Annotated in this window: 23 protein-coding genes; 3 read left to right on the top strand and 20 right to left on the bottom strand. The window is 65.4% G+C overall.

The genetic code is table 11. The features are described from left to right. Window positions 1-47 precede the first annotated feature (47 nt). The 14 genes from purF to leuC form a co-directional block, all read right to left on the bottom strand. Window positions 48-1,553 (bottom strand): amidophosphoribosyltransferase, encoded by a 1,506-nt coding sequence (gene purF, locus ACFW0H_RS13530; RefSeq protein WP_422914413.1) that lies wholly within the window; start codon window positions 1,551-1,553, stop codon window positions 48-50. Between the two features lie 89 nt (window positions 1,554-1,642). After that, on the bottom strand, window positions 1,643-2,155 hold the full coding sequence (locus ACFW0H_RS13535) for a CvpA family protein (protein ID WP_422914414.1): 513 nt from the start codon (window positions 2,153-2,155) through the stop codon (window positions 1,643-1,645). Window positions 2,156-2,250: 95 nt separating this feature from the next. Beyond that, window positions 2,251-2,934, bottom strand: a complete 684-nt coding sequence (locus tag ACFW0H_RS13540) for an SPOR domain-containing protein (protein WP_422914415.1) — start codon at window positions 2,932-2,934, stop codon at window positions 2,251-2,253. Between the two features lie 5 nt (window positions 2,935-2,939). Next, window positions 2,940-4,226 (bottom strand): bifunctional tetrahydrofolate synthase/dihydrofolate synthase, encoded by a 1,287-nt coding sequence (gene folC, locus ACFW0H_RS13545; RefSeq protein ID WP_422914416.1) that lies wholly within the window; start codon window positions 4,224-4,226, stop codon window positions 2,940-2,942. Beyond that, entirely contained in the window at window positions 4,223-5,095 is an 873-nt protein-coding gene (accD, locus tag ACFW0H_RS13550; RefSeq protein WP_422914417.1) for an acetyl-CoA carboxylase, carboxyltransferase subunit beta, read from the bottom strand. The genes folC and accD overlap by 4 nt, the downstream gene beginning before the upstream one ends. 302 nt (window positions 5,096-5,397) lie before the next feature. Continuing rightward, window positions 5,398-6,015: a phosphoribosylanthranilate isomerase gene (locus ACFW0H_RS13555; RefSeq protein WP_422914418.1), complete on the bottom strand. Its 618-nt coding sequence runs from the start codon at window positions 6,013-6,015 to the stop codon at window positions 5,398-5,400. A gap of 56 nt (window positions 6,016-6,071) precedes the next feature. Next, complete coding sequence (truA, locus tag ACFW0H_RS13560; protein ID WP_422914419.1) at window positions 6,072-6,932, bottom strand: tRNA pseudouridine(38-40) synthase TruA; 861 nt, start codon at window positions 6,930-6,932, stop codon at window positions 6,072-6,074. Between the two features lie 3 nt (window positions 6,933-6,935). Next, window positions 6,936-9,863: a FimV/HubP family polar landmark protein gene (locus ACFW0H_RS13565; RefSeq protein WP_422914420.1), complete on the bottom strand. Its 2,928-nt coding sequence runs from the start codon at window positions 9,861-9,863 to the stop codon at window positions 6,936-6,938. 142 nt (window positions 9,864-10,005) lie between these two features. After that, window positions 10,006-11,034: an aspartate-semialdehyde dehydrogenase gene (locus ACFW0H_RS13570; protein ID WP_422914421.1), complete on the bottom strand. Its 1,029-nt coding sequence runs from the start codon at window positions 11,032-11,034 to the stop codon at window positions 10,006-10,008. A gap of 109 nt (window positions 11,035-11,143) precedes the next feature. Further along, window positions 11,144-12,256, bottom strand: coding sequence for an aspartate-semialdehyde dehydrogenase (asd, locus tag ACFW0H_RS13575; protein ID WP_422914422.1), 1,113 nt, complete (start codon window positions 12,254-12,256; stop codon window positions 11,144-11,146). A gap of 57 nt (window positions 12,257-12,313) precedes the next feature. Next, on the bottom strand, window positions 12,314-13,396 hold the full coding sequence (leuB, locus tag ACFW0H_RS13580) for a 3-isopropylmalate dehydrogenase (protein WP_280363221.1): 1,083 nt from the start codon (window positions 13,394-13,396) through the stop codon (window positions 12,314-12,316). Window positions 13,397-13,438: 42 nt separating this feature from the next. Next, a complete protein-coding gene (locus ACFW0H_RS13585; RefSeq protein ID WP_422914423.1) occupies window positions 13,439-14,203 on the bottom strand; it encodes a class I SAM-dependent methyltransferase in 765 nt (254 codons plus the stop codon). 19 nt (window positions 14,204-14,222) lie between these two features. Beyond that, window positions 14,223-14,867, bottom strand: coding sequence for a 3-isopropylmalate dehydratase small subunit (gene leuD / locus ACFW0H_RS13590; RefSeq protein ID WP_422914424.1), 645 nt, complete (start codon window positions 14,865-14,867; stop codon window positions 14,223-14,225). Window positions 14,868-14,882: 15 nt separating this feature from the next. Then, window positions 14,883-16,307 (bottom strand): 3-isopropylmalate dehydratase large subunit, encoded by a 1,425-nt coding sequence (gene leuC, locus ACFW0H_RS13595; protein ID WP_422914425.1) that lies wholly within the window; start codon window positions 16,305-16,307, stop codon window positions 14,883-14,885. 219 nt (window positions 16,308-16,526) lie between these two features. Between leuC and ACFW0H_RS13600 the strand changes: the two genes are divergently transcribed. Further along, the gene (locus ACFW0H_RS13600; protein ID WP_377691866.1) at window positions 16,527-17,414 is read left to right on the top strand and encodes a LysR family transcriptional regulator; all 888 of its coding nucleotides are present in this window, start codon (window positions 16,527-16,529) and stop codon (window positions 17,412-17,414) included. A 113-nt stretch (window positions 17,415-17,527) separates the two neighbouring features. Here ACFW0H_RS13600 and ACFW0H_RS13605 read toward each other — a convergent pair whose 3' ends face one another. Beyond that, on the bottom strand, window positions 17,528-17,974 hold the full coding sequence (locus ACFW0H_RS13605; RefSeq protein WP_422914426.1) for an Hsp20 family protein: 447 nt from the start codon (window positions 17,972-17,974) through the stop codon (window positions 17,528-17,530). A 112-nt stretch (window positions 17,975-18,086) separates the two neighbouring features. Here ACFW0H_RS13605 and ACFW0H_RS13610 point away from each other — a divergent pair, with 112 nt between their 5' ends. Continuing rightward, the gene (locus ACFW0H_RS13610) at window positions 18,087-18,833 is read left to right on the top strand and encodes an SDR family oxidoreductase (RefSeq protein ID WP_422914427.1); all 747 of its coding nucleotides are present in this window, start codon (window positions 18,087-18,089) and stop codon (window positions 18,831-18,833) included. A gap of 20 nt (window positions 18,834-18,853) precedes the next feature. Here the strand turns inward: ACFW0H_RS13610 and ACFW0H_RS13615 are convergent, their stop codons facing one another. After that, entirely contained in the window at window positions 18,854-19,828 is a 975-nt protein-coding gene (locus ACFW0H_RS13615; RefSeq protein ID WP_422914428.1) for a tRNA dihydrouridine synthase, read from the bottom strand. A 127-nt stretch (window positions 19,829-19,955) separates the two neighbouring features. Here ACFW0H_RS13615 and ACFW0H_RS13620 point away from each other — a divergent pair, with 127 nt between their 5' ends. Then, complete coding sequence (locus tag ACFW0H_RS13620; protein WP_422914429.1) at window positions 19,956-20,348, top strand: hypothetical protein; 393 nt, start codon at window positions 19,956-19,958, stop codon at window positions 20,346-20,348. 3 nt (window positions 20,349-20,351) lie between these two features. Here the strand turns inward: ACFW0H_RS13620 and ACFW0H_RS13625 are convergent, their stop codons facing one another. The 4 genes from ACFW0H_RS13625 to ACFW0H_RS13640 all read right to left on the bottom strand — a co-directional run bounded on the left by ACFW0H_RS13625 (window position 20,352) and on the right by ACFW0H_RS13640 (window position 22,955). Beyond that, the gene (locus ACFW0H_RS13625; protein ID WP_422914430.1) at window positions 20,352-20,801 is read right to left on the bottom strand and encodes an acyl-CoA thioesterase; all 450 of its coding nucleotides are present in this window, start codon (window positions 20,799-20,801) and stop codon (window positions 20,352-20,354) included. Then, a complete protein-coding gene (locus tag ACFW0H_RS13630) occupies window positions 20,798-21,448 on the bottom strand; it encodes a bifunctional 4-hydroxy-2-oxoglutarate aldolase/2-dehydro-3-deoxy-phosphogluconate aldolase (protein WP_422914431.1) in 651 nt (216 codons plus the stop codon). Before ACFW0H_RS13630 ends, ACFW0H_RS13625 begins: the two co-directional genes overlap by 4 nt. A 113-nt stretch (window positions 21,449-21,561) precedes the next feature. Next, on the bottom strand, window positions 21,562-22,404 hold the full coding sequence (locus tag ACFW0H_RS13635) for an alpha/beta hydrolase (protein ID WP_422914432.1): 843 nt from the start codon (window positions 22,402-22,404) through the stop codon (window positions 21,562-21,564). Window positions 22,405-22,415: 11 nt separating this feature from the next. Beyond that, complete coding sequence (locus tag ACFW0H_RS13640; protein ID WP_422914433.1) at window positions 22,416-22,955, bottom strand: TetR/AcrR family transcriptional regulator; 540 nt, start codon at window positions 22,953-22,955, stop codon at window positions 22,416-22,418. Window positions 22,956-23,019 lie beyond the last annotated feature (64 nt).

Genomic DNA, 23,019 nt, shown 5'->3' on the forward strand with positions numbered 1-23,019 from the left:
CGACATCCGGGCTACAGGCTTGCAACTCGCGACTCGAGGCTTGCGCCTCAGTTGTTGTACAGATCGATGATCGCGCTCACCGCATGGGCCTTGGCCTTGGATGCGTCATTGCGCGCCTGCTCGATCTTGTGCAGGTAATGTTCGTCGACATCGCCGGTGATGTACTGGCCATCGAATACCGCGCAGTCGAAGTGGTCGATCTTGACCTTGCCGCCACCCACTGCGTCGATCAGGTCCGGCAGGTCCTGGTAGACCAGCCAGTCGGCGCCGATCAGCTCGGCGACTTCCTCGGTGGAGCGATTGTGGGCGATCAGCTCGTGGGCGCTGGGCATGTCGATGCCGTAGACGTTCGGATAGCGCACCGCCGGGGCGGCCGAGCAGAAGTAGACGTTCTTGGCGCCGGCTTCGCGGGCCATCTGGATGATCTGCTTGCAGGTGGTGCCGCGCACGATGGAGTCGTCCACCAGCATCACGTTCTTGCCGCGGAATTCCAGTTCGATGGCATTGAGCTTCTGGCGCACGGATTTCTTGCGCGCGGCCTGGCCGGGCATGATGAAGGTCCGGCCGATGTAGCGGTTCTTCACGAAGCCTTCGCGGAACTTCACGCCCAGGTGGTTGGCCAACTCCAGGGCTGCGGTACGGCTGGTATCCGGAATCGGGATGACCACGTCGATGTCGTGGTCGGGACGCTCGCGCTGGATTTTCTCGGCCAGCTTCTCGCCCATGCGCAGGCGCGCCTTGTAGACCGAGATGCCGTCCATGATCGAATCCGGGCGCGCCAGATAGACGTGCTCGAAGATGCAGGGGGCGTACTGTGGCTTGTCGGCGCACTGGCGGGTGAACAGCTTGCCTTCCTCGGTGATGTACACGGCCTCGCCCGGGGCCAGGTCGCGGATCAGGGTGAAGCCGAGCACATCGAGGGCGACGCTCTCGGAGGCGATCATGTACTCCACGCCTTCGTCGGTGTGACGCTGGCCGAAGACGATCGGGCGGATGGCATGGGGGTCGCGGAAACCGACGATGCCATAACCGGTGATCATCGCCACCACGGCGTAACCGCCACGGCAGCGCTGGTGCACACCGGAAACCGCGGCGAACACATCTTCCTCGGTGGGTTGCAGCTTGCCGCGGTGGGCCAGTTCGTGGGCGAACACGTTGAGCAGCACTTCCGAGTCGGAGTTGGTGTTCACGTGACGCAGGTCGGACTCGTAGATTTCCTTGGCCAACTGCTCGACGTTGGTCAGATTGCCGTTGTGCGCCAGGGTGATGCCATAGGGCGAGTTGACGTAGAACGGCTGGGCCTCGGCGGAGCTCGAGGAGCCGGCGGTGGGATAGCGCACATGGCCGATGCCCATGTTGCCCACCAGGCGCTGCATATGGCGCTGCTGGAAGACGTCACGGACCAGGCCGTTGTCCTTGCGCAGGAAGAGCCGGCCGTCATGGCTGGTCACAATACCGGCAGCGTCCTGGCCGCGATGCTGAAGGACGGTAAGCGCGTCATACAGCGCCTGATTGACATTCGACTTACCGACAATACCGACGATGCCACACATGTGACGCAACCCCTGCTAGTAGTTCAGGCTAAACAAGTACCCGTCCAGGCCGTTTGGGCATGGTTGGGCATTCTTCCGGGTGCGGCGCATCAACTGGGTGAGCTGATGCCGCTCGCGAGCCACTGACTGGTGAAGCCCAGAATGAGGTTCTTCGACCAATCGGCGACCATGAGAAAATGCGGTAGCAGCGCCGATTGCTGCCACCAGGGATCCTGTTGCACCGGGGCCAGGCTGAGCAGGCCGACCAGCAGCACCACCAGCAGCGCGCCACGGGCGGCGCCGAAGGCCATGCCCAGTACGCGGTCGGTGCCGTCCATGCCGGTGACCCTGACCAGCTCGCCGATCAGGAAATTGATCAGTGCCCCCACCAGCAAGGTGGCGACGAAGAGGATGGCGCACGCCGCGATGATGCGCGCCGAAGGCATTTCGATGAATTCGGTGAGGTGCAGTGACAGGGCGCCGCCAAAGGTCCAGGCCACTATGCCTGCGACTATCCAGGTGAGCAGCGAGAGAGCCTCCTTGACGAAGCCCCGACTCAAACTGACCAGACTGGAAACGGCGATGATGGCGATGATCGTCCAATCGACCCAGGTGAATGCCACAGTGCAGCCCACAAACTGAAAAGGCGCTGCATTTTAGCAGAGCCCTTCAACTCCGGTAACCCGCGGAGCTGAAAGGGCTCGATTATCCTGGTCTATCAACCTTTCTCCGGCTGGAAACGGACGACGAAGCCGTTCAGCTTCTGCTGACGGCTGAGCTGGTCGCGCAGGCGGTTGGCTTCGGCACGCTCGATGACCGGACCGACGAACACCCGATTCATGCCTTCGACACTGCGGATATAGGCGTTGTAACCCTGGGTGCGCAGGTTCTTCTGCAGGTTTTCGGCACTGGAACGACTGGACAGGCTGGCAAGCTGGATCGACCAACTAACCGGCAAGCCATTGACATCCAGGCGCTTTTCCTCGGCCTTGACTTCCGCCACCGGCGCAGCTGGAACCGCAGCGGGTGCGGGCGCCCTGGCCTGTGCCGGCGCCGGAACGGCCGGCGCAACGGGCTGAGCGGGTTGGGCGGGTTGCACCTGCTGGGCAGGAGCTGCCGGAGCGGTTCCCTGGGCCGGCGGCGTACTGGAGGCGAGCACCTCGTCGGCGGGCTCCAGCGGCGGAACCGGTTCCTGAGGCAGCGCCTGGGGCTCCGGCACCTGGACCTGCTCCAGCTCGGCTACCGGGATCTCCGGCGCCTTCGGCATCGGCGGCGCTTCGACCACGACCTGGCGCAGTTCATCCTCGCGGCTGAACAGCATGGGCAGGAAGATCACCGCCAGCGCCACCAGCACCAGCGCGCCAACGATCCGTTGCTTGAGTCCCTTGTCCAACACTGCCATTTCCCTTACCCCCCAGCGGCTTGGCCTTCCAGCCAGCTCAGTGCCTCGGCCACGCTATAGAACGATCCGAACACCAGGATCTCGTCGTTCGCAGTCGCCTGCTCACACTGCGTTTCAAGTGCGGCGGCGATATTTTGGTGGACACTGACGCTTGCGCGAAGGTTCGTCAATGCCGCCTGCAGTTCGGCGGCGGGACGACTGCGCGGCGTCGGCAAGGGCGCGACGGCCCAATGGGCGAATTGGGTCTGCAGGGCGTGCAGTACGCCGTCGAGATCCTTGTCGGAGAGCAGGCCGAACACGGCCAGCCGGCGGCCAGCCAGGGGTTGTGCGGCCAGTCGGGCCGCAAGGAACTCGGCCGCATGGGGGTTGTGGCCGACATCCAGCAACAGGGAAACGGTCTTGCCGCGCCAATGGATGCGGCGGCGGTCCAGACGGCCGGTGACCCGCGTACCCTGCAGGGCAGCCTGCAGGATATCGGGCTGCCAGGGCATGCCGAGCAGCGCGTAGGCCTGCAACGCCAGGGCGGCATTCTCCATGGGCAGGTCAAGCAGCGGCAGGTCGTGCAGCTCCAGCACCTGCCCGGAAGCGTTGACGCCGCGCCAGTGCCAGCCGCCCTCGCCTACTGCCAGGTCGAAATCCCGACCACGCAGGAACAGGGGCGCCGCCAGCGCACTGGCCTGCTCCAGCAGCGGCCGAGGCGGATCGAGATCGCCGCAGAGGGCAGGCTTGCCGGCGCGGAAGATCCCGGCCTTCTCGAAGGCCACGCTTTCGCGGGTGTCACCCAGCCAGTCGGCATGATCGAGACCGATGCTGGTGACCAGCGCCAGGTCCGCATCCACCAGATTGACGGCATCCAGGCGCCCGCCGAGACCGACTTCCAGCACCACGGCGTCAAGACCGGCACGCTGGAACAGCCAGAACGCCGCCAGGGTACCCATTTCGAAATAGGTCAGGGAGATTTCGCCGCGCGCCGCTTCTACCGCGGCAAAGGCGTCGCAGAGCGCCTGGTCGGTGGCTTCCAGACCGTTCACCTGCACGCGCTCGTTGTAGCGCAGCAGGTGCGGCGAGCTGTAGACGCCGACCTTCAGCCCCTGGGCGCGCAGCAGCGCGGCCAGGAAGGCGCAGGTGGAACCCTTGCCGTTGGTGCCGGTGACGGTGATCACCTTCGGCGCCGGTCGGCCCAGGCCGAGCCGGCTGGCGACTTCGCGGCTGCGCTCCAGCCCCATGTCAATCGCCGTGGGGTGGAGCTGTTCAAGGTAGGAAAGCCAGTCGGCAAGGGTTCTCTGGGTCATGCGATAGCCGGGGAAGGTAGGCGCATCATCTGCGCCAGCAGCCGTCCAAGGCGCTCACGCAGTTCCGCGCGGGGAATGATCATGTCGATGGCGCCGTGCTCCAGCAGGAACTCGCTGCGCTGGAAGCCTTCCGGCAGCTTCTCGCGCACGGTCTGCTCGATCACACGCGGGCCGGCGAAGCCGACCAGGGCGCGCGGCTCGCCGACGATCACGTCACCGAGCATGGCCAGGCTGGCGGAAACACCGCCGTAGACCGGGTCGGTCAGCACGGAAATGAAGGGGATGCCCTCTTCGCGCAGGCGCGCCAGGGCCGCCGAGGTCTTGGCCATCTGCATCAGGGAGATCAGGGCTTCCTGCATGCGCGCGCCGCCGGAAGCGGAGAAGCAGACCAGCGGGCAACGCTGTTCCAGGGCCATGTTGGCGGCGCGGACGAAGCGCTCACCGACGATGGCACCCATGGACCCCCCCATGAAGGAGAACTCGAAGGCACAGGCCACGATCGGCATCTTGTGCAGGGTACCGCGCATGGCGATCAGGGCATCCTTCTCGCCGGTTTCCTTCTGGGCGCCGGCAAGGCGGTCCTTGTACTTCTTGCTGTCACGGAATTTCAGGCGATCCACCGGCTCCAGGTCGGCGCCGAGTTCCTCGCGCCCTTCAGCATCCAGGAAGATGTCGAGGCGCGCGCGCGCGCCAATGCGCATGTGGTGGTTGCATTTCGGGCAGACGTCCAGCGTCTTTTCCAGTTCCGGTTTGTAAAGCACCGCGTCACAGGACGGGCACTTGTGCCAGAGGCCTTCCGGTACCGAGCTCTTCTTCACCTCGGAACGCATGATCGAAGGGATCAGCTTGTCTACCAGCCAGTTGCTCATGCTCTAGTTCTCCACAGCTTTCAGGCCCGAACACGCGCTAGCGGTTCATTGCCCCGCGCATGTCCTTGAGCGAATTCATCGTTGCGACCCCAGCAGTCATGGAATTCCCGGGGGTCACCCCGGCGATGGCTTCACCATCGCCCTTGTAAGAAACAGGCCCGCTCGTCGCAGCCTTGCTACGCGACCCGACAGGCTTCGCCTGCCCGGGCAACTCGCTTATGGACGGCAGCGAAACGCCGTCCGTCACATATGCAGGAGACGCGCCAGGGGCCCGCCCCGCGAAAGTTACCGCGAAACACATTTCAGGCACGTGCCTGCTGGATGAAGGCCTGGATCTTCGCCGCATCCTTGATGCCCTTGCTGGCTTCGACGCCACCGCTCACATCCACCGCATAGGGACGTACGCGGCGCACCGCGTCAGCCACATTCTCCGGGGTGAGACCTCCGGCCAGCACCAGCGGTTTTGCCGCATCCTGGGGCACCAGGCCCCAGTCGAAGGCCTCTCCGGTGCCGCCCGGGGTGCCCGCGACGTAGGTGTCCAGCAGGATCCCCGCCGCCTCGGGATAGGCGGCGATGGCGGCGGCGATGTCGTCGCCCGGCTTGACCCGCAGCGCCTTGATGTAGGGGCGGCCATAGCCGCCGCAGTCTTCCGGGGTTTCGTCGCCGTGGAACTGCAGCAGATCAAGCGGTACCTCGGCCAGGACCTGTTGCAGTTCAGCCCTGGGCATGTCGACGAAGAGCCCGACACTGGTCACGAAGGGGGGCAGCGCCGCGACTATGGCCCTGGCCTGGGCCGGGGTCACTGCCCGCGGGCTCTTGGGGTAGAACACCAGACCTACGGCATCCGCCCCGGCGGCGACCGCAGCCAGGGCGTCTTCGATTCGGGTGATGCCACAGATTTTGATGCGAACAGCTGACAAGATGCGGACACCTGCAGGGGAAAGATCAGGAATGTTAGCAAAGGCCCGGAGCAGCGTCAGCCCACCGTTTCCGGCAAGCCGGAAAGAAAGTGCGGGCCAAGGTAACGCTGCGGGAGCTCGAATTCTTCCGGATATTCCACCCGCACCAGATAGAGCCCGTACGGATGCGCGGTAACCCCACCCTCCCGCCGGATACGCCCCTCCAGCACCTGTCTCGCCCACTCGACCGGCTGCTCGCCCGCGCCGATCGTCATCAATACCCCGGCGATGTTGCGCACCATGTGGTGGAGGAAGGCGTTGGCGCGGATATCCAGAACGATCATGCGGCCGAGCTCGATCAATTCCAGGTGATGCACCGTCTTGATCGGCGATTTCGCCTGGCACTGTCTGGCGCGGAAGGCACTGAAGTCGTGCATCCCGACCAGGCACCGGGCCGCCTCTCGCATGCGCTGGATATCCAGCGGGCGATGGTTCCAGGTCACCTCTTCAGCCATGTGCGCCGGGCGAATCTCGTCGTTGTAGATTACGTAGCGATAACGCCGGGCCATGGCGCTGAAACGAGCGTCGAAGGTCTTCGGCATTTCCTTGGCCCAAGTGACGCTGATATCGCCCGGCAGGTTCATGTTCGCGCCCATGGTCCAGGCGTGCATCGAGCGCACCACCGGAGTATCGAAGTGCACCACCTGGCCGCTGGCATGCACCATGGCATCGGTGCGACCGGCGCAGGAGAGGGTCACGGGCGCGCCGCCCGCCACGCGGCTCAAGGCGGTTTCAAGGGACTCCTGGATCGAGGGCACACCGGCGCGCTGGCGCTGGAAGCCGCGGTAGCGGGAACCCTTGTATTCGACGCCGAGGGCGATTCTGTAAATGCCAGCGGCAGCCTCAGAGGCTGCCGCTGCGGGTACTGCTTCTGTCATCTATCAGCTGAGTCGTGCGATCAGTTCGCGCGCTTCCTGTTGCTGGGTGTCGTTCCCCTCGGACATCACTTCGTCGAGGATGTCGCGAGCACCTTCGGTGTCACCCATGTCGATATAGGCGCGAGCCAGGTCCAGTTTGGTCGCGGTTTCGTCGGTACCGGAGAGGAAATCGAAGTCGTCCTCCTCACCCAGTTCCTTTTCTGCCCTCTCGGCTTCCAGCACGGCAACCGGCTCCGCCTGCTGCTGGAGACTGTCGGAAAGCTGGTCCAGCTCAGCGCTGACCTCATCCAGTTGGGCCGCGAAGCTGTCATTGTCGGCCACCGGCTCGGCGACCGGCTCATCGAGCAGGGACAGGTCGAAGTCCGCTGGCAGGTCCAGCAGGCCGGCGGTGGTGACCTCCGCTTCTGGCGCGGCAGGCTCCGCAGCCGCCAGGGGCGCATCGAAGTCGCTGTCCAGGCTGAGCAGGAACTCGTCCTCTTCGGCGCTTGCCGGCTGGGCGGCAGGTTCCAGGTCAAGGCTGAAATCGGCGAGGTCATCGCTGAGTTCCAGAGTCTCGCTAGCGCTCGACAGTTCGGCGGCGGAACCGATGTCCAGGTCGAAATCCAGGGCATCCTCGGCCTTGGCCGGCTCGACCAGGTCGTCGAATTCCAGATCGTCCAGGCTCAGCTCATTCACCGGAGCCGCTGCAGGCTGGATCGCCGCAGGCTTCTCTTCGCCCAGGTCGAGATCCAGGCCGGAACCGAGGTCGTCAAGGCTCAGATCGAAGTCGTCGTCCAGGTTCGTGCCGGCGGCGGCTGGCGCGGCAGCGGCCTGCGGAGCATCGTCCAGCCCCAGGTCGTCGAGACTGAAGCTTTCAAGGTCGTCGGCCGCTGCCAGACCCGCGGCGGCGGTGGCGACGACCGCTGCTGCCATGGCCGGGTACTTGCCTTTGAGCTGCTCGACGTCGCCAGCGGCGCCGCCGATCTCGCGAAGCTCGTGCTCCTGGCGGGCGAAACCTTCACGATCGCCCAGCTCGGCATGGACCTCCATGAGCTTCAGACGCAGGTCGCTGCGCTGGGGCTCTTCGTTGATGGCGCCTTGCAGCAGCTCGGCAGCCTGGTTGAAGCGACCGTAGGCGATATAGATGTCGGCCTCGCTGATCACATCGCTGGTCTGCGCGGTGACTCGCTCCTCCGCCTTGGCCGGAACGGCCTCCGGGGCATCGGCTGCGGCAACATCGAAGGAGGAACTGTCGAGGGCGTCGAAGCTGTCGTCCTTGGTGTCGAAGTCACTGTCGAAGCTGTTTTCGTCATCCTGCGCGGCCAGGCTGTTCTGCAGCTCGGCTTCCTTGAGCGCATTACGGCGGGACAGCACCATCAACAGGACCAGCAGGGCTACCAGCGCGCTGCCGCCAGCGAGCAGGAGCAGCATCGGATTGGCCAGCACATCATCGATGATGCTGGATTGCGGCGGTTCGGCCACGGGCGCGGCCGGAGCGGCCTGCACCGGCTCGGCGGGCGCTGCGGGCTGCGCGGCGGCCGGTGCCTCGGGTTGTGCGGTCGCCTCCGGTTGCGCCGGGGCTGCAGCGTCGGCCGGAGCTGCCGGTTGAACGGGCTCCGCAGGCTGGGCAGGCGCCTGGGCTTCCGGAGCGGAGGCCTGGGCCGGCTCGGCCGCTACAGGCGCACTGGAGGCAGCAACTGCCGGCTCGGCGGGAGCCTCGGCAACCTGGGTGGATTGGGCAGGTTCGGCTGCAGCGGGTGCGGCCGGCGCCTGTTCGCCCGGGGCAGCCATATTGGACTGGAGCCGGGCGAGCTGGTCGTCCTTGAGCTGGATCAGGCGTTGCAGCTTGTCCATCTGGCTCTGCAGGTCACCCAAGCGGCCCTTCAGTTCGTCATTTTCGCGACGGGTCGAATCCAGGCTTTCCTGGGTCACCGCCAGCTTGTCGTTAAGGGCCTTGCTCCCAGTGTCAGCGCCCTTGTCGCTGCCACTGGAAGCCTTGCCGCTGGCTGCGGAAACCAAACGCAGGCTGTCCTGTGTTTCGACTTTCTCGGGAGCGGCGTCGGCACTGCTGCGCTTGGTGGCATCGAGCTGACGCTTGCCCTCACCGGCCAGACTGCGACCTTCGCGCCAGGCCGTGTTCTGCGCCTGGACCTGGGAGATGGCTTCGGCCTGGCTCCGGCTGGCGATCTGGCTCTCATCCGGAAGGCGAAGCACCTGGCCGCTCTTCAGGCGATTGATATTGCCGTCGACGAAGGCATCGGGGTTAAGGTCCTGGATCGCCAGCATGGCCTGGTGCACCGAGCCACCGGCGCGGGTACGCTCGGCAATGTCCCAGAGGGTGTCGCGGGAACTGGTGCGGTACTGGTCATCCGGTGCCTTGGGTGCCGAAGCAGGAGCGGGAGCGCTCGGGCGCGGCGCGGCGGCGGGAGCAGCCGGCACCGCAGGAGCGCTGCGAACCGGTGCGGCCGACTGGGCAACCGCCGGGCGCGGCGACGGAGCGGGCGCGGCGACGGGAGCCCGCGGCGCGGCGGCTGCCGCGGCCTGGGGCGAGTAGAGCGGCGGATCGAGCAGCAGCGTGTATTCACGCAGCAGGCGGCCGCTGGGCCAGAGCACCTCGACCAGGAAGTTCAGATAGGGTTCGCGCACCGGCTTGCTCGACGTCACCCGGATGACGCTACGGCCGTTGGCCTTGACCACGGGGGTGAACTTGAGGTCCTGCAGAAAATACTGGCGATCGACCCCGGCCTTGGAGAATTCTTCCGGCGGCGCCAGGCTCGGCTTGACTTCAGCCGAAGCCAGGTCGCGCACCTCGAGCAACTCGATTTCCGCATCCAGGGGCTGGTTCAAGGAAGAACGCAGCGTGACTTCCCCGAGCCCGAGGGCGTTGGCCATGCCAGAAGTCAGCGCGGATGCGGCCGCGATTGCCAGCACAAGTTTGCGAACCCGAACCATAGAGTGATTCCCTTGTTTTATCTTTTTTCTCGCTGCGCGAGAGGAGGGTCTTTAGTCGCTGCCTGCGCGCGCCGGAACGGCGGCTCCCCATCAACGATAAGGCCAAGCCAGTATTGTCAAGCTAGAATATTTCTACAAATTTTCAGGTAAGTATCTTTGACAGATAGTGTTTTATCAACAACTCGGCGGACTGCACAGCATTGAGCGCAGCGCCTTTTCTTGCATTATCTGAAGCAATCCACAAATTGAGTTCGCAAGGGTCGTCCACCCCACCCCGGACTCGGCCTACATATACCGAATCCTGCCCCACGGCGTCGCCGACAGCGGTCGGATAGTCGCCCTCCTCCTCCACCAGCTCGACACCCGGCGCCCGCGCCAGGCACGCACGCACGGCAGCGAGATCCACCTCATCCGCGGCCACCAGGGAAACAGCCAGGCTGTCGCCGAAAAACACCGGCGCCAGGGCGCAGGTGGCAGCGACGCGCAACGCGGGTGTGCCGAGCAGCTGCTTGATCTCCCCCGCCAGGCGACGTTCCAGGGCGATGTGCCCGTCGGCGTCTGGCGTGCCGGCCTGGGCCAGGATGTTGAAAGCGATCTGGCGATCGAAGAAGCGCGGTTCCAGCGGCCGGGCATTGAGCAGCTCGGCAGTCTGGCGGGCCAGTTCAGTGACGCCTTCGCGACCGCGGCTGGAGACCGCGAGACTGGCCATCACGCTGAGACGCTGGGGCTTGAGCAGATCCTTGAGCGGCGCCAGCACACAGGCCAGCGCCACGGCGGAAGCACTAGGGCTGGTCAGTCGATAGGGCGCAGTGAGGCCTTGCAGCAATTGCGGATTGGCCTCGGGCACCAGGCTCGGCGCCTCGCTCGCCTCGAGGGCGCCGGACAGGTCGATGAGCGAACAGCCCGCGGCTGTCGCGCGGGGGGCAAAACTGCGGGTCACCGCCTCGCCAGCGGCGAAGAAAGCCAGTTTCACCTGGGAAAAATCGAAGTCGGCCATGTCCCGCACCCGCAGGTTGCGCCCCTTGAAGGGCACGGAGGCGCCGGCGGATTCGCCACTGGCGAGCAGATGCAGGTTACCGACCGGGAATTCCCGTTCTTCGAGAAGCTGGACGAGGGTTTCGCCAACGGTGCCGGTGGCGCCGATGACGGCGATGTCGAGGGACTGGCTCATGAGGGAGTTACTTCTGGCAGTGCGGGGAGCGGCACTTTAACCGCCACTCCCGCGCCCAGGCAATCGAGGTTCAGGGAGCGCCGACGAGCCTCATCGACGCCCCACGAACTCAACGCTCCAGCAGGATGCGCAGCATGCGGCGCAGCGGCTCGGCGGCGCCCCAGAGGAGCTGGTCGCCGACGGTGAAGGCGCCCAGGTACTGCGAGCCCATGTTGAGCTTGCGCAGACGGCCGACCGGAACACTGAGCGTGCCAGTCACGGCAGTCGGGGTCAGTTCGCGCATGCTGATTTCGCGCTGGTTCGGCACCAGCTTCACCCAGGGGTTGTGCTGGCTGATCATGCCTTCGATGTCGGCGATCGGCACATCCTTGTTCAGCTTGATGGTCAGCGCCTGGCTGTGGCAACGCATGGCGCCGATGCGCACGCAGATGCCGTCCACCGGGATCGGGCTCTTGAAACGACCCAGGATCTTGTTGGTCTCGGCCTGGCCTTTCCACTCTTCGCGGCTCTGGCCGTTGGGCAGCTCCTTGTCGATCCAGGGGATCAGGCTGCCGGCGAGCGGCACACCGAAGTTCTCGGTGGGGAAGTCTTCGCCACGCATGGCTTCGGCCACCTTGCGGTCGATGTCGAGGATGGCGCTGGCCGGGTTGGCCAGGTCGTCCGCCACGGCACCATTGATGGCACCCATCTGCTTGATCAGCTCACGCATGTTCTGCGCGCCGGCGCCGGAGGCCGCCTGGTAGGTCATGGCGCTCATCCACTCCACCAGGCCGGCTTCGAAGAGGCCGCCCAGGGCCATCAGCATCAGGCTGACGGTGCAGTTGCCGCCGATGTAGTTCTTGGTGCCCGCGTCCAGTTGCTGGTCGATGACCTTGCGATTCACCGGATCGAGAACGATCACCGCGTCATCCTGCATACGCAGGCTGGAGGCGGCGTCGATCCAGTAACCCTGCCAACCGGCTTCGCGCAGCTTGGGGAACACCTCATTGGTGTAGTCGCCGCCCTGGCAGGTCAGGATCACATCGAGGGTCTTCAGCTCGTCGATGCTGTAGGCGTCCTTCAGCGGGGCAATGTCCTTGCCGACCGCGGGGCCCTGGCCACCGACATTGGAAGTGGTGAAGAACACCGGCTCGATCAGGTCGAAATCCCGCTCTTCCAGCATTCGCTGCATGAGCACGGAACCCACCATGCCGCGCCAACCGATCAGACCTACACGCTTCATGACAACTACACCTTTCTTGAAAAAGTGGGCCGCTGGAATGCCAGCGAGCCCGACAGATTACAGATTCCGCAGCGCCGCGACCACTGCATCGCCCATTTCGCGAGTACCGACCTTGGTCGCCCCGGCGGAGTAGATATCGCCGGTACGCAGCCCCTGGTCCAGCACCAGGCTGACGGCCTTCTCGATGGCGTCGGCGGCAGCGGTCTGGTTGAAGCTGTAGCGGAGCATCATCGATACAGAGAGTATGGTCGCCAACGGGTTGGCGATGCCCTGCCCGGCGATGTCCGGCGCCGAGCCGTGGCAGGGTTCGTACATACCCTTGTTGTTCGAATCCAGCGAGGCCGAAGGCAGCATGCCGATGGAACCGGTGAGCATGGAAGCCTCATCCGACAGGATGTCGCCGAACATGTTGTCGGTGACCATCACGTCGAACTGCTTGGGCGCGCGGACCAGCTGCATGGCGGCGTTGTCGACGTACATGTGGCTGAGTTCGACGTCCGGATAATCCTTGGCCACCTCTTCCACCACTTCGCGCCACAGCTGGCTGGAGGCGAGGACGTTGGCCTTGTCCACCGAGCACAGCTTCTTGTCGCGCACACGGGCCATGTCGAAGCCGACACGGGCGATGCGGCGGATTTCGCTCTCGCTGTACGGCAGGGTGTCGTAGGCCTGGCGCTCGCCGTTTTCCAGCACGCGCTGCTCGCGGGGCTGGCCGAAGTAGATGCCGCCGGTCAGCTCGCGGACGATGAGGATGTTCAGGCCGGCCACCACTTCCGGCTTGAGGCTGGAAGCCTCGGCCAGTTGCGGATAGAGAATGGCCGGGCGCAGGTTGGCGAACAGGCCCAGCTGCGAACGGATCTTCAGCAGACCGCGTTCCGGACGGATGTCACGCTCGATCTTGTCCCATTTCGGACCGCCCACGGCGCCCAGCAGTACCGCATCGGCCTTGCGTGCGCGCTCCAGGGTCTCGTCGGCCAGGGGAACGCCGTGCTTGTCGATGGCGGCGCCGCCGATGACGTCCTCGGTGAGCTCGAAGCCGAGCTGGAACTTGTCGTTGGCCAGCTCCAGCACCTTGACCGCTTCGGCCATGATCTCCGGGCCGATACCGTCACCGGGGAGAATCAGAATCTGCTTGCTCATGCTTTCCTCTCATTAGGCGCGCTCCGCGCCAGGCAATTCGTTCTAGCGTTCGGCCCAGAGCACCACGACATCAGTGCTGAAGGAGCCGTCCGCGGCAATCTCGAAATACTCCCGTACCTCCTCGCCCACCGCGTTCTGCAGGGCAAGGATGGCATCGCGGAAAACCTCCGGGGTGCGCATGCGCGCGATCCAGGAGGTGAATTCCAGGCGCAGGCGCTGACGCGTGTGACGGGTGACGAACAGCCCCGCCTCGCTGACCTGCTGCAGCCATTCAGCCGCGGAATAATCGCGCACATGGCTGGTGTCGCGCAGCACTTCCACCGTTTGCAAATGGGTGTCGAGCAGCGGACTGCCGGGCGAGGCCACGTCGATGAAGGCCGCCACGCCGCCCGGTTTCAGCACCCGGCGCACTTCGCGCAGGGCGAGGCCAAGGTCGCTCCAATGGTGCGCCGAGTAGCGGCTGAAGACGAAATCGAAGCTGGCATCGGCAAAGGGCAAGCGCTCGGCCGCCCCACGCTCGGTACGCACATTGGCCAGGCCGCGCTCGGCGGCGGCCGCGGCCACCACCTCGAGCATCTGCTCGGACAGGTCATAGGCCACCACTTCGCCGACCAGCGGCGCGACGTGGAAGCTGACATGCCCGGCGCCGCAACCGAGGTCTAGCACGCGCGCATCGCCACGGTCTTCGACCGCCGCCTGCAGCAGCGAGAATTCCACGCCCTGGGCGTGCACGGCACTGCTCAGGTAGGCATTGGCCTGCTCGCCGAACTGGCGCTGTACCACCTGCTGGTGGGCTTTGTCGCTCATGTCGATCTCCGCCCCAGCTTCAGGCGTCGCGGAACAGCCAGGGGCTGTTTGCGCGGTACTGGCCTTCAAAAGCCTTGATCGCGTCAGCGTCCTGCAGGGTCAGGCCGATATCGTCCAGGCCGTTGAGCAGGCAGTGCTTGCGGAAGGCGTCCACCTCGAAGCTGTACTGTTTGCCGTCCGGACGGGTCACGGTCTGCGCCGCGAGGTCGACGGTCAGTTGGTAGCCCTCGGTGGCTTCGCACTGCTTGAACAGTTCGTCAACTTCTTCGTCCTTGAGGATGATCGGCAGCAGGCCGTTCTTGAAGCTGTTGTTGAAGAAGATGTCCGCGTAGCTCGGCGCGATGATGGCGCGGAAGCCGTACTCGTCCAGGGCCCAGGGCGCGTGCTCACGGGAGGAGCCGCAGCCGAAGTTCTCGCGGGCGAGCAGTACGCTGGCGCCTTGGTAGCGCGGGAAGTTCAGCACGAACTCCTGGTTGACCGGGCGCTTGGAGTTGTCCTGGTTCGGCTGGCCCACGTCCAGGTAACGCCACTCGTCGAACAGGTTGGGGCCGAAGCCGGTGCGCTTGATGGATTTCAGGAACTGCTTGGGAATGATCTGATCGGTGTCGACGTTGGCGCGATCCAGCGGAGCGACGAGACCGGTGTGTTGGGTAAAGGCTTTCATCTCGACTCTCCTTCCTTACTTGAGCAACTCGCGAACATCGACGAAACGGCCGATCACCGCGGCGGCGGCGGCCATGGCCGGGCTGACCAGGTGGGTGCGGCCACCGGCACCCTGACGACCCTCGAAGTTGCGGTTGGAGGTGGACGCGCAATGCTCGCCACTTTCCAGGCGGTCCGGGTTCATCGCCAGGCACATGGAGCAGCCCGGTTCACGCCATTCGAAGCCGGCTTCGATGAAGATCTTGTCCAGGCCTTCCTTCTCGGCCTGCTGCTTGACCAGGCCCGAGCCCGGCACCACCAGCGCCTGCTTGATGGTCGCGGCGACCTTGCGGCCCTTGGCGACTTCGGCGGCGGCACGCAGGTCTTCGATGCGCGAGTTGGTGCAGGAACCGATGAACACGCGGTCCAGCTGGATATCGGTGATCGCCTGGTTGGCGGCGAGGCCCATGTACTTCAGGGCGCGCTCGATAGAGCCGCGCTTGACCGGATCAGCCTCGGCGGCCGGGTCCGGCACGCGCTGGTCGACCGGCAGCACCATCTCGGGCGAAGTGCCCCAGCTGACCTGCGGAATGATCGCTTCGGCACGCAGTTCGACCACGGTATCGAAGTGAGCGTCGGCATCGGACACCAGGTCGCGCCAGGCGGCCACGGCCTTGTCCCAGTCGGCGCCCTTGGGCGCGAAGGGGCGGCCTTCGACATAGGCGATGGTCTTTTCGTCCACGGCCACCAGGCCGACGCGGGCACCGGCCTCGATGGCCATGTTGCAGATGGTCATGCGGCCTTCGACGGACAGGTCGCGAATGGCGCTGCCGGCGAACTCCAGGGCATGGCCGTTGCCGCCCGCGGTGCCGATCTTGCCGATCACGGCGAGCACTATGTCCTTGGCGGTGACGCCGGCGGGCAGTTGGCCCTCCACGCGCACCTGCATGTTCTTCATTTTCTTCGCCACCAGGCACTGGGTGGCCAGCACGTGCTCGACCTCGGAGGTGCCGATGCCGTGGGCCAAGGCCCCGAAGGCGCCATGGGTGGAGGTGTGGGAGTCACCGCAGACCACGGTCATGCCCGGCAGGGTGGCGCCCTGCTCCGGGCCCACCACGTGGACGATGCCCTGGCGCACGTCGTTCATCTTGAATTCGAGGATGCCGAAATCGTCACAGTTCTCGTCCAGGGTCTTGACCTGGATCCGCGACACTTCGTCGGCGATGGCTTCGAGGCCACCCTGGCGCTCGGCGCGGGTGGTCGGAACGTTGTGGTCCGGGGTGGCGATGTTGGCGTCGATGCGCCAGGGCTTGCGACCGGCCAGGCGCAGCCCTTCGAAGGCCTGCGGCGAGGTCACTTCGTGAAGGATGTGACGGTCGATGTAGATCAGCGACGAGCCATCGTCGCGGCGCTTCACCTCGTGGGCATCCCAGAGCTTGTCGTAGAGCGTCTTGCCGGCCATCTTCAGGTCCTCATCAGCTTGCTTCGTTGCGCAGGGGTCGAATGCCCCTTTTGCTTGTGGGGACGATGCTAGGGGGTTGCATCGAATAACTCAAATTCATATTTTTTATCCAAAGGATTCCATTCTGGAATAGAAATAAGTTACAACCTTCAAGCCGCGAGCAAGCCTCCCCATTGACCCGCTTGCGGCTTGAAAACCTGTCGCCTGGAGCTCAAGAAATTGGATCTCGCCAGCCTCAACGCCTTCATCGCCATCGCCGAGACCGGCAGCTTCTCCGAAGCCGGCGAACGCCTGCACCTGACCCAGCCGGCGGTGAGCAAGCGCATCGCATCCCTGGAACAGCAGCTCAGCGTGCGGCTGTTCGACCGGCTGGGCCGCGAAGTGAGCCTGACCGAAGCCGGACGCGCCCTGCTCCCCCGGGCTTACCAAATCCTCAATGTGCTGGACGACACCCGCCGCGCCCTGAGCAACCTCTCCGGCGACATCAGCGGCCGGCTGACCCTGGCCACCAGCCACCACATCGGCCTGCACCGCCTGCCGCCGCTGTTGCGCGCGTTCACTAAGGCCTACCCCCAGGTGGCGCTGGACATCCAGTTCCTCGATTCGGAGGTGGCCTATGAGGAGATCCTGCATGGCCGTGTCGAGCTGGCGGTGATCACCCTGGCCCCGGAAACCGCACTGCCGGTGCAGGCGGTGCCGGTGTGGAACGATCCGCTGGACTTCGTCGCCGCCCCGGAACACCCCCTGGCCCGCGACAAGACCATCTTCCTGCCCGACGTGGCGCGGCATCCGGCGGTCTTCCCCGGCGGCAACACCTTCACCCACCACATCGTCCGCCGCATGTTCGAGGCCGAGGGCCTGACGCCGAACATCGCCATGAGTACCAACTACATGGAAACCATCAAGATGATGGTCTCCATCGGCATCGCCTGGAGCGTGCTGCCGCGCACCATGCTCGACGACTCGGTGGTGCGCCTGCCGTTGCAGGACATCCAGCTGTCCCGCCAGCTCGGCTACATCCTCCACACCGAACGCACCCTGTCCAACGCCGCCAAGGCTTTCATGGCGCTGCTCGACGCCCAGCGCGACAACCTTGCGTACCTGTGAGGCGGGCAACCCTGGCCTGAAGGCTGTCGCCGCTGGCGTGGAAAGTGCCGGCCCGGGCGCATAACGAAAAAGGGCGCCCGCAGGCGCCCTCTTCCGTTTTCAGCGGGTGACCATCAGTTTTCCAGCACGGCGCGCTGCCCGTTGATCGGGATGCGCTTGGCCTTGGCCTCTTCCGGTACCACGCGCACCAGGTCGATGTTCAGCAGGCCGTTCTGCAGAGCGGCGCCCTTGACCTCGATATGGTCGGCCAGGCGGAAGGACAGCTTGAACGCACGCTGGGCAATGCCGTGGTGCAAATAGGTGACGGCGTCGTCGGTCTTCTCGCGCTTGCCGCCGCTGACCGCCAGCACACCGCGCTCGACCTGCAGGTCCAGGTCTTCTTCCTGGAAGCCGGCCACGGCAATGACGATGCGGTATTGGTCGTCGCCATGCTTCTCGACGTTGTAGGGCGGATAAGTGCTGCCGGACTCATTGCGCAGGGCCGACTCGAACAGGTCGTTGAAGCGGTCGAAGCCCACGGAATGACGGAACAGGGGGGCGAGAGAGAATGCAGTGCTCATGATGATCTCCTGAATAATCAGCAAGTGTTTCGATCGCGGGACCCGACTTCGGCATCCCGCAGTAACCTAGATAGGGACGCCCGAACGCATTTCAACCCCTCGAGGAACACCCATGCAGAAAGTCATGCTGATCACCGGCGCCAGCCGCGGCATCGGCGCCGCCACCGCCCGACTCGCCGCGCAGCGCGGCTATGCCCTGGTCATCAACTACCGCCAACAGCGGGAGGCGGCCCAGGCACTGGTGCGCGAGATCGAGGCCGCGGGCGGGCGCGCCCTGGCCCTAGGTGCCGATGTCGGCGACGAAGCCCAGGTACTGGCGATGTTCGAACGCCTGGATCGGGAGTTCGGACGCCTGGATGTGCTGGTGAACAACGCCGGCATGCTGGAGCGGCAGATGCGCCTGGAAGACATGGATGCCGCCCGCTTCGAGCGCGTGCTGCGGGCCAACGTGATCGGCAGCTTCCTCTGCGCCCGGGAAGCCATCAAGCGCATGTCCACCCGCCATGGCGGCCAGGGTGGCGCCATCGTCAACCTGTCGTCCATCGCCGCCCGCATCGGCGCGCCCAACGAGTACATCGACTACGCCGCCGCCAAGGGTGCCGTCGACAGCATGACCCTGGGCCTGGCCAAGGAGCTCGCGGCCGAAGGAATTCGCGTGAACGCGGTACGCCCCGGCGTGATCCGCACGGAGATCCACGCCAGCGGCGGCGAACCGGATCGGGTCGAGCGGGTGCGCCAGGCCGTGCCCATGGGGCGCGGTGGCGAGGCGGAGGAAGTGGCCAGCGCGATTCTCTGGCTGGCCAGCGAGGAGGCATCCTATACCAGCGGAGCCCTTCTGGATGTGGGCGGCGGGCGCTGACCCCTGCCCTCACATGGAGCTCAAACGGCCTCGGCCCATTCCCGATTCAGATCCCAGACCCCGAGCAGCGCATCGATCCGCGCGCAGTCGTTCTCCCGGCGCACCTCGGCGAACAGTGCCACCGCCTCGGGATAGCTGCGGGTGAGCATCCCCAGCCATTGCTTCAGGCGCCCGGGGGCATAGCGCGGTGCCAGCTTGCGCCGAGCCTGGCGCCAGAAGTCCTGGAGCAGTGGCCGGAGCTCGTCCCAGGTCATTTCCCGCACCGGCTCGCCCGCCCGCGCAGCGGCGATCTGCCGGGCCAGGTCGGGGCGCGAGACCAGGCCGCGGCCCAGCATGATGTCTTCCACTCCGCTCACCTCGCGGCAGCGGCGCCAATCGTCCAGGGTCCAGACCTCGCCATTGGCGAAGACCGGCACCTTGACCGCTTCCTGCACCCGCGCCACCCACTCCCAGTGCGCCGGCGGCTTGTAGCCCTCGACCTTGGTCCGCGCATGCACGACGATCTGTTGCGCGCCCCCCTCGGCCAGAGCCCGCGCACAGTCCAGGGCGCCGTCCGGGCTGTCGAAGCCGAGACGCATCTTCGCGGTTACCGGGACCTGCGCCGGCACCGCACGGCGCACCTCGCAGACGATGGCATGCAACAGTTCCGGCTCCTTGAGCAGCACGGCGCCGCCACGGGACTTGTTCACCGTCTTTGCCGGGCAGCCGAAGTTGAGATCGATCACCGGAGCGCCCAGTTCGCAGGCGAAAGCGGCGTTGTCGCCAAGGCAGACCGGGTCGGAACCCAGCAGTTGCACACGCATCGGCGTACCGGCGCGGGTACGGGCGCCCTCGGCCAGTTCAGGGGCCAACTTCTCGAAGGTGCTGGGCGCCAGCAGGCGATCGCAGACCCGGATGAATTCGGTCACGCACCAGTCGATGCCGCCGACACGGGTCAGCACATCACGGAGGATCTCGTCGACCAGCCCCTCCATCGGGGCCAGAGCGATTTGCATGGATGACAGGCTCACAGGAAAAAAGGCGCGTAGTTTACGCAGCATGACGGACGGCGAATATCCCGGGGAGCATCCTGCTGGACTGGCGGTCGAACGCTCACCCACCCGGCGCAGGAGAACTGCCAGGATGAATTCGCTCGTACCCGTCCTAGCCGCGCTTACGCTGGCCACTACCGTGGTATTCGCCGCCAGCGAAGCGATCATGTCGCCCTCAATGCAAGCGGCGCCGGACGCCTTTGGCGAACTGCTGATCAGCCGCGATGAGAACGCCCCGAACGCTTGTGGCATCGACCTTTACGTACAGGACGAACTGGTGGCGCAGATAGCCCCCGGCCAGTCGGTGAGCATCCCCGTGCTCGCCGGCGAGGTGGCCCTGCGGGTCAGCCCGAAAGGCTCGGGTCATTGCGCAGATCAACCCGACAGCGGCGCACAGTCGGCCATCATCCAGCCCGGCGAGGTCCGCCACCTGCGCATCGTGCAGAACGAGGGCGAGGTATTCCTCGCACCGGCGGCGGACTGAGCCTCAGAGCTCCAGCGGGAACGGCGGTTGCAGCGCCCCTCCATAGCCTTCGATGAACTCCACCGGCATACGCTTGGGCCTGCCGCTGGAGAGTTCGATGCAGACAAAGGTGGTCCTGGCCCGCAGCAGGGTGGTGCCATCTTCCGGACGTATCAGCTGGAAACGCCGGTCCATCTTCAGGCGCTGGTCCGACTCGACGATCCAGGTGGCCATCTGCAGCTCCTGATCCTCGTAGGCCGCGGCCAGGTAGTCGATTTCGTGCCGCAGCACCGCCATGGCGCGGTCCAGCCGGCGGTATTCGGCCAGGTCCAGGCCCAGGCTCTGGGAGTGGCGCCAGGCGCAGCGCTCCAGCCAGCTGACGTAGACCGCATTGTTGGCGTGGCCGAGACCGTCGATATCCTCCGCGACAACCTTGATATCGATGACGAAAGGATTGGGCATATCCCAGTTCATGAATGGAGCTCCAGGCTGCTGGCCAGTTCGCGGGCTTCGGCAGCGAGTTGGGTGATCTGGTCCCAGGCGCGGGCGCGGATCAGGCTGGACGGCGCGATCCAGGTGCCGCCGACGCAGGCCACGTTGGGCAGGCGCAGGAAGCTCAGCAGGTTGTCCGGAGTCACCCCACCAGTGGGGCAGAAACGGATACCGGTGAAGGGACCCTTGAGGCTTTTCAGCATCTTCACGCTGCCATTGCCGTTGGCCGGGAACAGTTTCAGCGAGCGGTAGCCGTATTCGAGCGCCAGCAGGACCTCGGACGGCGTCATCACGCCAGGCAGGTAAGGTAGGCCGGAGTCCTCGGCGGCCGCCGCGAGACGCTCGGTGCAGCCCGGGCTGACAGCGAAATGCGCTCCGGCGTCGCGCGCCTCGAGGAACTGTTCCGTGTGGATCAGGGTACCTGCGCCCACCAACAGATCAGGGAACGCCTTGCGGATTGCCGCCAGCGCATCCAGCGCGCGCGGTGTGCGCAGGGTCACTTCCAGCACCTCCACACCACCAGCGCTCAGCGCCCCCGCAAGATCCAGGGCCAGCCCGATATCCTCGATCACCAGCACGGGCAGAACCGGTCGCGCCCGCTGCAGTACCACATCCATCGTCAGGCTCATCTCAGCTCTCCCATTGCAATGTTCCCGGCCCCGCGCCTGTGACAACCGCTGCGGGCCAGCGAACCTGGGAAGTAGAGCACTGACGGCGGGTCACCTGCCAGCCCTACCGAGGCTCAGCGCAGGAGTTCTTTCGCAGTGCGGGGCTCACCGACCTGCTCCAGCAGCCCGAGCACCGCAACAATCAGCCGGGCATCGGCCAGCAGACGTTGATGGCCGCCCTGCGGGAGGCGCAGCAATTGGCTGTCGAACCAGGCATCGTGGATGACCTGGGCATCACCAACCGGGACAACCGGATCATCCTCGGCATGCACCACCAGGCCGGGAATCTCCAGCTGATAGCGCTGCACATCCAGCTGCGCAGCCAGGATTCCCGCATGGTTTTCCACCTGGCTGACGAAATGCGCCCTCGCCCTGGGCGGCAGCCCCATGAATCTGGCGAAGCCACGCAACGGCCCCAGAATGCGGCTAGGCGCGGAAATGCTCACCAGCGCCTTGGCACGCAGCCCCATCTGGCTGGCCAGCAAGACGCTCGCACCGCCCATGGAATGCCCGATCACCGCCTGCAATGGCGGTAGCTCGCCGGCGGCCTCCAGCAAGGCCCGGGCGAAGAGCACCACATTGGCTTCGCGCCCCGGCGAGCGACCATGGGCGGGAGCATCCAGCGCCACCACACCGTAGCCCGCTCCGACCAGGGCCTCGATCAGGCTGGCGAATTGGGTGGGGCGCCCTTCCCAGCCATGCATCAACAGCACGGTCGGACCGCTGCCCCAGCGCAGGGCGGACAAGCCGAAGCGCAGCGTGATCCGCTCGGAACTGCTGAGCAGCGGCATTTCCCATTGCCGTGGCGGCCGATTGCGCGGCGTCATGAACTGGCGCCGCATTCGACGGGCGACGGCCAACGGCGCCAAGCGCCCCAGGGTGGCGTTCAAGGCGCGGGCGAGGCTCAGGTTGTTCATGGTCAGGTTCCTCAGATGACCGCCGACTTGGCGGCACGCAGCACTCGGTCGGACAGGTCGCCCTCGCCCAGGGCTCTCGCCAGGGCCATGCCACCCACCATCAGGACGATATCGGCGAGGGCCTGGTCGACTTCCTCAGGGCTCTCGCACATTTGGGCACTGAGCAACTCCAAGTGCTCGGCCAGCAGCTCCCGGTATGCCTCCGGCAGCTGCGGTAGCGCACTCACGGAGCTGGGCAGCGGGCAGCCTGAACAGGTAGCGTCCCGGTGCTTGCGCGACAAGTAGAAGCCGGCGGCCAGCACGCGGCGCTCCTTGCCGGGAAGACTCGGGTCGACCAGCGCCATGAGGTCGCGACGCTTGCGCAGCAGTTGCTCGAAGACCTCCAGCATCAACGCATCCTTGCTGCCGAAATGGGCGTAGAAGCCGCCCACGGTGAGCCCGGCGGCGGCCATCACATCCGCCACGCCGGGCTCCTGCGGGCCGTTCTGCAAGATGGCTGAAGCGGCAGCTTGCAGAATGCGCTCACGGGTCTGGGCTTTCTTGTCACTCATGGCGACCTCCCGTTGAATTACACATGTAATATTATATGCGTAATACAAATTGGCAAGCCGGTTG

The organism is Metapseudomonas cellulosilytica, from assembly GCF_049334135.1.
GTDB lineage: Bacteria > Pseudomonadota > Gammaproteobacteria > Pseudomonadales > Pseudomonadaceae > Metapseudomonas.